The sequence below is a fragment of the Prevotella sp. P4-119 genome (assembly GCF_002251345.1).
Lineage (GTDB): Bacteria > Bacteroidota > Bacteroidia > Bacteroidales > Bacteroidaceae > Prevotella.
This window is the reverse complement of sequence record NZ_NPJB01000055.1, coordinates 40,750-52,330: the sequence shown is the minus strand read 5'-3', so window position 1 is coordinate 52,330 and position 11,581 is coordinate 40,750. Positions and strand designations below refer to the sequence as shown.

The window sequence follows — 11,581 nt, the reverse complement described above, 5'->3', positions numbered from 1 at the left end:
AGGCCAACTGCAGGGATATGTTGAAGCGATGATGCGTTTCGCGCGAAAGCATGATGAAGTGGAGCTGCAGAAGCTCGTGGAATGGCAAAGAAACATGAAGTCGAAAGGTGCCAACAAGGAGAAACCTATTCGTCCGGATGTCTCGTTTTGGTTTCCACCTTCCGATGTGACCAATGCTGCCTTCATACAGAATGCGATGGCATGTGAACAGGGGAACGCACACACGCAATACTATAACATGCCGGAGGTGGAGATGGCTGACAAGATATGCGGCGGTCATAAGCAGGTGACGCAGACTATCCGCAACATCTACGACAAGGCCAGGGCTGGTGCACTTCGTGCCACGGCTGAGGGTGTGACGGGAAATCCGGTGCTGCGTGTCAACATGAATATTTCATGTACTCCTGGTGAAGCAAGGAATTTCTTCAAGCGCGACTTGTTTAACGGTACGCTCGGACGTGTGGCTTTTTCCTATAAGGCTCGCGGCAATCGCGATGGGCATATTCCACGACAGGGGGAGTATGATGAGGATTTCCTCAAGAAACTCGATGCCTATATCGTGCGCCTGCAGGCTTGCAAAGGTCGCCATGTCGTGAAACCGCTCAACAAATTGGCTGATAAACTGGCGCTCGACATGGCGGCGCTGGCTGACCTCACGGATGATGATACCCTGTGGGATATGAGTAAGCGGTCTATCGTGAATGCATGGAAGAAAGGGTGCGTGCTCTATATCCTGAACGGCATGACATGGACTAAGGGCATGGGCGATTTCGTGGAATGGCTGGTGTATTACGACCTCTGGTCTAAATCGCAAATATTTGGAGATATGTTCAAAGAGGGTAGCGACAGTTTGGGTGACGCACAGAAGAGTGGTCCGAAGAACATGCTGTGTGACCTGCCTGATACGTTTAACGAGGCGCAACTGGAGGCTCTCCGCGTCTCTCTCGGCAAATCGAGGGAGGGGACTAAGCGCCAATTGAGAGTTTGGACTCACCGCAACTTCATCACCTATTCTGCCCAGACGGGGCTGTACTCCAAGACGCAGGAGTATCTGACGGGGAATGTTGCCGGACGTGGTACTAAAAGGAAATAGCCATGCTCGACAGAATGAAGATTGAAAAGCTTCGCGCACTGCCCATTGAGGCGGTGGCGGAGCGCCTCGGACTGCGGGTGACGCGACATAAGTGTCTGTGTCCGTTTCATGATGACCATCATGCGAGTATGACGTTTCTCGCAAGGACTAACAGCTTCAGGTGTTTTGCCTGTGGGGCTCACGGCGGCACGATAGACCTCGTGATGCGCCACCTCGACAAGGACTTCCCCAGGGCGTGCCGTTGGCTGGCTGACGATGCTAACGTGGTGATCGACGAATACCGACCGCGCACGCCTGTGGCGGAGAAAGCCATGAGGCCGTTTGATGCCTCGCGCTATGCCCGTAACTTCGAACATCCGTGGTTGAGCAGCGAGGCGCAACAGTTCCTGTTTGCCGAACGGAAGATCAATCCGCGTGTGGTGCGCTGGTGTCGCCTGTCGTCGTGGACCGACCGTCTGGGCATCCATTGGTTGCAGACGCCGTATTTCGACACGACGGGGCTGCTCATCGGTTTGCAGAACCGCAACCTCGACTACCACAAGGGGGACGTGACGCCGCGCTTCCGCTTCCCCTACGGGGCTCGCTGCACGATCTACAACCTGCCTGTGGTGGCGATGCTGCGGCCTGAGGAACCGCTCTACATCACGGAGGGATGCTCCGACTGTTGGGCGATGCTCTCGGCGGGTCATAAGGCGGTGGCGATTCCGTCTGCCACCTTGCTCTCCGTGGCAGACAAGGAGTTGTTGAGCGATCTGGCAAACCGGTTGGGTACGTCGTTCCACATGTTTCCCGACCGCGATGCGCCTGGTGAGCGTCTCTTCATGCAGTTGCGTGAGGTATTGCCGACGCTCCATCACCACCAGTTGCCGGCAGGGTGCAAGGATTTCTCTGATTATTATGTTTCATCTATTAACAATTCAAGTTTCGCAACTGAGGGAATTGATTGAAGTAAAAGAACGTTTTCGTTAAGCCAAATGAGCAGAATAAAGCTCGCTTTAATTCTGTCATGGCGAGAAAACGAAGGATGAAATCCAACGTTTTCGTTAAGCCAAATGAGCAGAATAAAGCTCGCTTTAATTCTGCCATGGCGAGAAAACGAAGGATGAAATCCAACGTTTTCGTTAAGCCAAATGAGCAGAATAAAGCTCGCTTTAATTCTGTCATGGCGAGAAAAGGTGCCATAAAATGGAAGTGATCACTCCCTACGGTCGTTCGGGAAGTTAAGAGACAATAGCCTTTTGCCGTAAGACGTAGGACATTTGTCCCTTAACTTCTCCCTAACTTCCCTTAACTTCCCCACATGCGAAAGTTCAGTTAACAACAACACGCTATGAACGATTTTGAAATTCGGTCTTATACCAAAAAAGATTTGGCGCTCAGATATTTCCCGTCTGCCACGCCGCACACGGCGGTCAACCGCCTGATGTCATGGATCTGCCGCTGTCAGCCCCTGACGGCTGCCCTTGCGAAGCAGGGGTACAGGAAAACGAGTAAGTGGTTTTCGGCACGTGAGGTCAGACTCATCGTGGAATACCTGGGTGGGCCGTGATCCATCGGATCATCGGATCATCGGATCATCGGAATTTAGACGGATATTAGACGGATGAATTTTTGGGTAGCCTGAAGGCTAGAAATCTTTGGAGGAAATCTTTTTTAATAAGATGTTGCCTACGGCAAGAAATATTTTAAGGAAATAGAATCTTAAATAGATTTCTGGACCGTTTAGGTCCTTAGATTTTTACCAAAGATTTCCTCTAAGATTTCTTGCCGACAGGCAACTAAAAATATAATCATTAACAAAAATCCTGACTGAAAATGCGCTCGAATACCTCGCTTCTGGGGAGGGTTTTATTATGGATCGCCTTACAGGCTCGAAATCTTAACGAAAATCTTGAACAAAATCTTTAACTATAATCCGTGTTCTCCGTGTGATCCGTGGATTTTTTTTTGGGTAGCCTGAAGGCTAGAAATCTTTTGGGGAAATCCTGTTTAAGATGTTGCTTCGCAAGAAATATTTTAGGGAGATAGCTATCTTAAATAGATTTCTGGGCCGTTTAGGTCCTCAGATTTTACATGAAGATTTCCTCCAAGATTTCTTGCACAAGCAACACGAAACATAACCTTTAACCTTTTGCCGTAAGACGTAGGACATTTGTCCCTTAACTTCTCTCTAACTTCCCTAACTTCCCTTAACTTCCCCACATGCGAAAGTTCAGGAATTTAAAAGAAAATGTCCTCGAATCGCAGGAAACGTATAGAAACGTATGATTGATTTTTGGGGATGTTGTATCTTTGCAACAGAAACAAAAAAGGCTGGCAGAAGCCGAACGCATCTCGGAGGCGCCCCGAATGTAGCAGGTGGCAACAGCCAAGTAAGTAACTTTAATGATCTAATACCATGAGTAACACAAAAAACAAAGAAACGCTCAAGACTGTACTCCAGTTTATCGTAAGCGTGATCACAGCACTCCTCGCCACACTCGGCGTTCAGAGTTGCGTCGGCATCTGACAACCACATGCGCAACTGAGGGAATTGATTGAAGTTAAAGAAGTTATCACTCCCTACGGTCGTTCGGGAAGTTAAGAGACAATAGCTTTTTTCCGTAAGACGTAGGACATTTCTCTCTTAACTTCTCTCTAACTTCCCTAACTTCCCTTAACTTCCCCACATGCGAAAGTTCAGTTATTAACCTTAAAAAACACAATTATTATGGCTACAATTCAAGCAATCGACATCATCAAAGGTATCAGTGGTAAGTATGGTAACAAGTCTAACGACTACTTCGCCACTAACAAGTCCAGTAACAAAATCCATCTCGCCAAACTCGCCAACCCATACAAGGGTCCTGCTACTGAGAAGCAGAAGCTGCAGCGCGAGAAGTTCGCCAAACAGCAGGCTGCCAGCAGCGCATGGCTTAAGGCTAACCGCCCGAACGAGAAGAACGGCATCAAGGGTACTCCTATCTACCAGTATGCCCTGAAGCTGAAACGCACCTTCGCCTTCTCTAACGTCAACCAGGTGTTGTTTAAGTACATGGACAAGGAGTTTAACATCAAGTTGCCTGACTCCATCGATGCTCCTAATGTGGACGGCGAGGATACCGGTTCTACTACCAATCCTGGCAGCGGTGACCAGGGTACTGAGCAGAAGCCCGGTGGAAGCGACCAGGGTACTGAACAGCCTGGTGGCGGAGGTCTGGAGGGTTAGTCTTCCGTTTTCTTCTTAACCATAATTCCTTCATCGTCACAGCGCTCCTTGTTGTCAAGGGGCGCTGTATTCTTTATCCACGGAGGACACGGATGACACAGATTTTATTTGTGTTCCGCGGATTTTAGTTGCCTACGGCAAGAAATCTTTGGAGGAAATCTTTAATAAAAAATATGGCCTTTGGCCAGAAATCAATCATTATCGGATTGTTTTCGTTAAGCCATGAGCAGAATAAAGCTCGCTTTAATTATGCCATGGCGAGAAAACAAAGGCGTATGCCAATTTAAACGGATGTTAGACGGATGTTTTTGGGGGGTAGCCTGAAGGCTAGAAATCTTTGGAGGAAATCATTTTTAAGATGTTGCCTACGGCAAGAAATCTTTGGAGGAAATCTTTAATGAAATATGGCCTTTGGCCAGAAATAATCATCGGAATTTAAACGGATATTAGACGGAAATAAAATCTTTAAATAAAAATCTCGACTGAAAATGCGCTCGAGTTCCTCGCTTTTGGGAAGGACTTTATTATGGATCGCATCGGAGATGCTCGAAATCTAAACAAGAATCTTGAACAAAATCTTTAACTAGAATCTCTAACCTTTAACCTTTAACCTTTAACCTTTTACCTTTAACCTAAAACGCTCCTTGTGCGACAAAATAGGGTAGGGAATAAAAATATGTGAGAAATAATGAAAAAATAATGCGAAAAGTTTTGTTAGTCCGAATAAAAACAGTAACTTTGCAGCCAATTTGAGTAATTACACCGAAAATATAGTCGATGAAGAATGACAACATGAAGAATCAGTACCGCGTCAACGAACAGATTCGTGTGCGTGAGGTACGTATTGTGGGAGACGACGGATCAACAGTAGTTCCCACTCGTCAAGCATTGGATATGGCTCGTGCAGAGGGCGTTGACCTCGTTGAGATATCCCCAAATGCCAACCCTCCCGTTTGTCGCATTATCGACTATTCGAAGTTCCTCTATCAGCAGAAGAAGCGTCAGAAGGAAATGAAAGCCAAGCAGGTGAAGGTGGAAGTGAAGGAGATTCGCTTCGGACCTCAGACCGATGAGCACGACTACCAGTTTAAGCTGAAGCACGCCAAGGAATTCCTGGAAGATGGTAATAAGGTACGCGCATACGTATTCTTCCGTGGACGTTCTATCCTGTTTAAGGAACAAGGAGAAGTGCTCCTGTTGCGTTTCGCAAACGATCTGGAGGAATACGGTAAGGTAGAACACATGCCTTCACTCGAAGGTAAGAAGATGTTTATCTATCTCGCTCCTAAGAAAGCAGGTGTGGCCAAGAAGAGTCAACAGGCTCGCGACAGAGAGGCTTCTGCAGCCGAGATCAAAGAGGCAGAGCAGCAGCAGGCCAAAGAGCGCGTGGAAACGAAAAGCGGTATGCTGGCAAACGCCAAGATTAGCGCAGACGCTCTCGAAAAGTTGAAAAACAATATCTGAACGAAAACAGGTGCGTAACGCCCGGTATATGCGTTGCCACCATATTATTAAATAACAATTAAATAACAAAACAATGCCAAAAGTAAAGACAAATTCCGGCGCAAAGAAGAGATTTCGTTTCACCGGTACAGGTAAGATCAAGAGACACCATGCTTACCACAGTCACATTCTGACTAAGAAAACTAAGAAGCAGAAGCGTAACCTGGTTCACCAGGCTATCGTGGACAACAGCAACTTGAAGCAGGTTCGTGACCTGTTGTGTCTCCGTTAATTCACCTATTGTCAAACATTAAAGTAAGAAGAAAACTATGCCAAGATCAGTAAATCACGTTGCTTCAAGAGCAAAACGTAAAAGAATTCTGAAACTCACTCGCGGTTACTTTGGTGCCCGCAAGAATGTTTGGACAGTAGCGAAGAACACATGGGAAAAGGGTCTTACCTACGCTTACCGCGACCGTAAGAACAAGAAACGCAATTTCCGCGCTCTGTGGATTCAGCGTATCAACGCTGCTGCCCGTATCGAAGGTTTGAGCTACTCTGCTCTGATGGGCAAGCTCGCTCAGGCTGGTATTGAAATCAACCGTAAGGTGCTTGCTGACCTCGCTGTCAACAACCCTGAGGCTTTCAAGGCTATCGTCGAGAAGGTTAAGTAAAGTCTTATTCTCGTAAGAGAACGAAAAAATGCAGGAATACTCGCAAGGTGTTCCTGCTTTTTTTATCTCACACGGATTTATTCTTTTGCTGGCAGGCAACTAAAAATATAATCTTTTCCGTGTGTTCTGTGTAATCCGTGGATAAAAAATTTCCGTGTGTTCTGTGTGTTCCGTGGATAAAAAATTTCCGTGTGTTCTGTGTGTTCCGTGGATTTTTTTTAGTTGCCTACGGCAAGAAATCTTTGGAGGAAATCCTGTTTAAGATATTGCTTCGCAAGAAATATTTTTTATCATCGGAATTTAGACGGATATTAGACGGATGTTTTTTGGATTGCTTCGCAAGATGTTTTGGAGGAAATCTTGTTTAAGATATTGCCTACGGCAAGAAATATTTTAAGGAAATAGAATCTTAAATAGATTTCTGGACCGTTTAGGTCCTTAGATTTTTACCAAAGATTTCCTCTAAGATTTCTTGCCGACAGGCAACTAAAAATATAATCATTAACGAAAATCCTGACTGAAAATGCGCTCGAATACCTCGCTTCTGGGAAGGGTTTTTATGGGGATCGCCTACGGCTCGAAATCTAAACTATAATCTTTACAAGAATCTTTAACTAGAATCCGTGTTCTCCGTGTGTTCCGTGGATTTTTTGGGGTTGCTTCGCAAGAAATCTTTGGGGGAAATCTTGTTTAAGATGTTGCCTACGGCAAGAAATATTTTTTATCATCGGAATTTAGACGGAATTAGACGGAAATAATAATCTTAAACAAAAATCCTAAACATAATGCGCTCGAATACCTCGCTTTTGGGAAGGGGTTTTATGGGGATCGCCTTACGGCTCGAAATCTAAACTAGAATCTTGAACAAAATCTTTAACTAAGATGAAGTCTGAAGTCTGAGGTCTGAAGTCTGAGGTTTGTCATCCTACGAAAATCTTAAAAATAATCTCTAACCTTTAACCTTTAACCTTTAAACTCTAACCTTTAACCTTTAACCACTAACCTAATAACCTAAACACTCCGTGTACTCCGTGTAATCCGTGGATAAAAATTTCCTTGTAATCCGTGCGACCTTTTCGGTGGGAATACGGGAATAATTTTGTAACTTTGCATGGTAAATATAAATAGAATGATATCAGTAGAAGGATTACAGGTGGAGTTTGGGGTCAAACCCCTCTTCCAGAATGCCAGTTTTGTGGTCAACGACCGCGACCGTATTGCCCTTGTGGGTAAGAACGGAGCTGGTAAATCAACGCTCTTGAAAATACTGTGTGGCTTGCAGCATCCTACGGCAGGAACTGTCAACGTGCCCTCCGACACCACTATCGGCTATCTGCCACAGGTGATGGTGTTGCAGGATGATACGACCGTGAAAGAAGAGGCGATGAAAGCCTTCGCCAATGTCACACGACAGCAACAGTTGATAGACAAACTCAATCGCGAACTCGCAGAACGTACGGACTACGAGAGCGAAAGTTATTTGGCGCTGGTGGAACGCTTCACGCAGGAGCACGACCGCTACATGATGATGGGAGCGGACAGTAATGATGCCGAAGTGGAACGCACCCTGACAGGTCTCGGTTTTGTAAGAACAGACTTCGATCGTCCCACACGCGAGTTCTCAGGAGGTTGGCGCATGCGTATCGAACTGGCAAAGATTCTGTTGCAGAAGCCCGACGTGCTGTTGCTCGACGAGCCTACCAACCACCTCGACATCGAGTCGATACAATGGTTGGAGCAGTTTCTTGCACAAAGTGCGAAAGCCGTAGTATTGGTCAGTCACGACCGCGCCTTTATCAACCATGTGTCTAATCGCACCTTAGAGATATCGTGTGGACACATCATAGACTATAAGGTGCGCTACGATGAATATATGGTGCTTAGAAAGGAACGCCGCGAACAACAGCAGCGTGCCTACGAGAACCAGCAGAAGGAGATAGCCGAGATGCGCGCCTTTATCGAGCGCTTCCGCTATCAGGCCACCAAAGCCGTACAGGTGCAGCAGAAGGTGAAACAACTGGAGAAGATAGTACCTATCGAGGTGGATGAGGTGGATAACTCCGCCATGCACCTGAAATTCCCACCCTGTCTGCGAAGCGGCGACTATCCCGTCATCTGTGAGGACGTCAGGAAAGACTATGGCGCCCATACCGTATTCTCGCATGTCAACCTGACCATCAAAAGAGGGGAGAAGGTGGCTTTTGTGGGCAAGAACGGCGAAGGAAAGTCAACCCTCGTGAAATGTATCATGGGCGAGATACCCTACGACGGTATGTTGAAGATAGGGCATAACGTACAGATCGGCTATTTCGCACAGAACCAAGCCCAGCTCCTCGACGAGTCGCTCTCCGTATTTGAAACGATAGACCGTGTGGCAAAAGGAGAGGTCAGACTGAAGATCAACGACATCCTCGGCGCTTTCATGTTTGGAGGCGAAGCATCTGACAAGAAAGTGAAGGTGTTGAGTGGCGGCGAACGCAGTCGTCTGGCCATGATCCGGCTGTTGCTCGAACCCGTCAACCTGTTGATCCTCGACGAGCCCACCAACCACCTCGACATGCCCTCGAAAGACGTGTTGAAGGAAGCCATCAAGGCCTTCGACGGCACAGCCATCATCGTGAGCCACGACCGTGAATTCCTTGACGGCCTGGTCACCAAGGTCTATGAGTTTGGCGGAGGACGCATCAGAGAACACCTCGGAGGCATCTACGATTTCCTACAGTCGAAGCGTATTGACGAACTGAGCCAGTTGGAAATAAAGCCTGCGGCAGAAAAGACGCCCAAGGCAACAGAGAAAAAATCAGACGAAAAATCGCCAGCCCTGTCGTATGCCGAACGCAAAGAACAGCAGAAGAAGATCAGTAAGGCAGAAAAGGCCGTAGCCGCTTCGGAGAAGAAGATCAGCGAGATGGAAGACCGCCTGAAACAGTTGGACCAACTCCTCATGGACCCCGCACAGGCATCCAATATGGAACTGGTGACCGAATATACCAATATCAAGGCAGCCCTCGACGAAGAAGTGGAGCGCTGGGAACAACTCTCAGAAGCGTATGACGCATTAACGAAATGACGAACAAAGATCAATAATATTATGAAAATGAAAAAATTACTTCTAATGATGGCAGTTACAACGATGGCCATTCCTTCGATGGCCCAGCAACAACTGAAATCGGGATTGTCTCTGGCCGACATGGATCAGAGTGCCCGTCCTGGAGACGATTTCTTCACTTATGCCTGTGGCGGATGGATGAAAGCCAACCCTCTGCCGGCAGCCTATTCACGCTATGGAAGTTTTGACCGCCTGGCAGAAAACAATACCAAGCGCATCAACGGCATCCTGAAGGAGCTGCAAGAGAACAGCTATGCCGAAGGAACGGTAGAGCGTAAGTTAAGCGACCTTTACAAAATGGCTGTAGATACAGACCGCAGAGAAAAAGACGGACTCTCGCCCGTACAGCCCATCCTCAAGCGCCTTGAAGCCGCCAAGACCACCAGTCAGCTCTTTGCCATCCAAAAGGAAATGATGCCCGCAGGAGCACCTATGTTCTATGGCGCCGGTATCGGAGCCGACGAGATGAATGCTACGCAAAACATCCTCGGCGTCAACCAAGGCGGACTGACCCTCGGACAGAAAGACTACTATCTGGAGAATGATCCTGCCACGACAAAAATCCGTGAGGCGTACAAGCTCCACATCGTGAAAATGTTCCGACTCTTCGGATTCAAGACGGGTGCGGCACAGAAGAAGATGCAGAACGTCATGAAGATAGAGATGGCTTTGGCGAAAGTATCACGATCAAACACCCAGCTGCGTGACCCGAAAGCCAACTACAACAAGATGACGCTCCAGGAGTTTCATAGCAAATACCCCCATCTGCAACTGGAACAGCTGATGAATGCCAAAGGCATAGACAGCAAATACCTGCAGACACTCGTCGTAGGCCAGCCCGACTTCATGGCAGGTGCCGACAAAGTGATTGCCGGTCTCTCAGCTCCGGCATACCGCGACTGGATGGAATGGCGCATCATCAACGGCGCCGCCAACCTGCTGAACGACGAAGCCGCACAAGCCAGTTTCGATTTCTACGGCAAGGTGATGGCAGGACGCAAGGAAAACCATCCCCTCTGGCGCAGAGCCACCTCGCAGGTGGAAGGCGTGATGGGTGAGGCCCTTGGAAAGATCTATACAGAGAAGTATTTCCCCGCCTCTTCTAAGAAGCGCATGACCACCTTGGTGGAAAACCTCCGTATCGCCCTGGGCGAGCGTATTGCCGCACAAACCTGGATGGACGACAGTACCAAGGTGAATGCCTTGTTGAAACTCAACACCTTCTATGTCAAGATAGGATATCCTGACAAATGGACCGATATGAGCGAGCTGACTATTGATCCGTCGAAATCGTATTATGACAATATGAAGGAATGTAACCGCTTCTGGAACAAATGGCAGATCAACCATACCGCAGGAAAGCCTGTTGACAAAGACGACTGGTATATGAATCCGCAGACCGTCAACGCCTATTATAATCCAACCACCAACGAAATCTGTTTCCCTGCCGGCATCCTTCAGCCCCCGTTCTTTGACCCAGAGGCAGACGACGCCTTCAACTATGGTGCGATCGGCGTGGTCATCGGTCACGAAATGACCCATGGATTTGACGACCAGGGACGACAATACGACAAAGACGGTAATATGCATGACTGGTGGAAGGCTGAGGATGGGAAGAATTTTACGGAACGTACCGACCGCTATGTGGAATTCTTCAACAATATCAAAGTATTGCCCGACCTGAATGCCAACGGACGTCTGACCCTTGGTGAGAACCTGGCCGACCATGGCGGTCTGCAGGTGGCCTATTACGCGCTGAAGAACGCCACCAAGACCCAGGCCCTCCCCGTGATCGACGGACTGACACCTGAGCAACGCTTCTTCCTCGCCTACGCAGGAGTATGGGCAGGAAATATCAATGAAGCCGAAATCCGCAACCGCACCAAGAGCGACCCACACTCCCTCAGTCGTTGGCGTGTGAATGGTGCGCTTCCCCATATCGACATGTGGTATGAGGCATTCGGCATCAAGGAAGGCGATAAGATGTTTATTCCGAAATCAGAACGTTTGGAACTCTGGTAAACACCCGATTTGAGGCATTAACAAAAAGAAAT

The 11,581-nt window shown here is 47.8% G+C and carries 10 protein-coding genes; all 10 read left to right on the top strand.

Features of this window, described 5'->3' with window-relative positions; all coding sequences use genetic code 11:
* Positions 1 to 1,093: hypothetical protein (locus tag CIK89_RS13505; RefSeq protein WP_216820465.1), on the top strand; the 1,093-nt coding region annotated here is incomplete at its 5' end.
* 14 nt (positions 1,094 to 1,107) lie between these two features.
* Positions 1,108 to 2,040: a CHC2 zinc finger domain-containing protein gene (locus tag CIK89_RS06055; protein WP_158214981.1), complete on the top strand. Its 933-nt coding sequence runs from the start codon at positions 1,108 to 1,110 to the stop codon at positions 2,038 to 2,040.
* A gap of 383 nt (positions 2,041 to 2,423) precedes the next feature.
* Positions 2,424 to 2,642, top strand: a complete 219-nt coding sequence (locus tag CIK89_RS06050) for a DUF4248 domain-containing protein (RefSeq protein WP_094390502.1) — start codon at positions 2,424 to 2,426, stop codon at positions 2,640 to 2,642.
* An 849-nt stretch (positions 2,643 to 3,491) separates the two neighbouring features.
* Positions 3,492 to 3,602, top strand: coding sequence for a smalltalk protein (locus CIK89_RS13500; RefSeq protein WP_158214686.1), 111 nt, complete (start codon positions 3,492 to 3,494; stop codon positions 3,600 to 3,602).
* Between the two features lie 201 nt (positions 3,603 to 3,803).
* Positions 3,804 to 4,301, top strand: coding sequence for a hypothetical protein (locus tag CIK89_RS06045; protein ID WP_094390501.1), 498 nt, complete (start codon positions 3,804 to 3,806; stop codon positions 4,299 to 4,301).
* 777 nt (positions 4,302 to 5,078) lie between these two features.
* Positions 5,079 to 5,765, top strand: coding sequence for a translation initiation factor IF-3 (gene infC / locus CIK89_RS06040; protein WP_094390500.1), 687 nt, complete (start codon positions 5,079 to 5,081; stop codon positions 5,763 to 5,765).
* A gap of 73 nt (positions 5,766 to 5,838) precedes the next feature.
* On the top strand, positions 5,839 to 6,036 hold the full coding sequence (rpmI, locus tag CIK89_RS06035) for a 50S ribosomal protein L35 (RefSeq protein WP_022159100.1): 198 nt from the start codon (positions 5,839 to 5,841) through the stop codon (positions 6,034 to 6,036).
* A gap of 37 nt (positions 6,037 to 6,073) precedes the next feature.
* A complete protein-coding gene (gene rplT, locus CIK89_RS06030) occupies positions 6,074 to 6,418 on the top strand; it encodes a 50S ribosomal protein L20 (protein WP_094390499.1) in 345 nt (114 codons plus the stop codon).
* Positions 6,419 to 7,547: 1,129 nt separating this feature from the next.
* Positions 7,548 to 9,488, top strand: a complete 1,941-nt coding sequence (gene abc-f, locus CIK89_RS06025) for a ribosomal protection-like ABC-F family protein (protein ID WP_094390498.1) — start codon at positions 7,548 to 7,550, stop codon at positions 9,486 to 9,488.
* Between the two features lie 21 nt (positions 9,489 to 9,509).
* Positions 9,510 to 11,549, top strand: a complete 2,040-nt coding sequence (locus tag CIK89_RS06020) for a M13 family metallopeptidase (RefSeq protein WP_094390497.1) — start codon at positions 9,510 to 9,512, stop codon at positions 11,547 to 11,549.
* Positions 11,550 to 11,581 lie beyond the last annotated feature (32 nt).

Excerpts from the sequence above, each read along its gene's own strand:
- CIK89_RS06055 (WP_158214981.1), top strand. The coding sequence starts at position 1,108 with ATGAAGATTGAAAAGCTTCGCGCACTGCCCATTGAGGCGGTGGCGGAG.
- CIK89_RS06050 (WP_094390502.1), top strand. The coding sequence starts at position 2,424 with ATGAACGATTTTGAAATTCGGTCTTATACCAAAAAAGATTTGGCGCTC.
- CIK89_RS13500 (WP_158214686.1), top strand. The coding sequence starts at position 3,492 with ATGAGTAACACAAAAAACAAAGAAACGCTCAAGACTGTACTCCAGTTT.
- CIK89_RS06045 (WP_094390501.1), top strand. The coding sequence starts at position 3,804 with ATGGCTACAATTCAAGCAATCGACATCATCAAAGGTATCAGTGGTAAG.
- infC (WP_094390500.1), top strand. The coding sequence starts at position 5,079 with ATGAAGAATGACAACATGAAGAATCAGTACCGCGTCAACGAACAGATT.
- rpmI (WP_022159100.1), top strand. The coding sequence starts at position 5,839 with ATGCCAAAAGTAAAGACAAATTCCGGCGCAAAGAAGAGATTTCGTTTC.
- rplT (WP_094390499.1), top strand. The coding sequence starts at position 6,074 with ATGCCAAGATCAGTAAATCACGTTGCTTCAAGAGCAAAACGTAAAAGA.
- abc-f (WP_094390498.1), top strand. The coding sequence starts at position 7,548 with ATGATATCAGTAGAAGGATTACAGGTGGAGTTTGGGGTCAAACCCCTC.
- CIK89_RS06020 (WP_094390497.1), top strand. The coding sequence starts at position 9,510 with ATGAAAATGAAAAAATTACTTCTAATGATGGCAGTTACAACGATGGCC.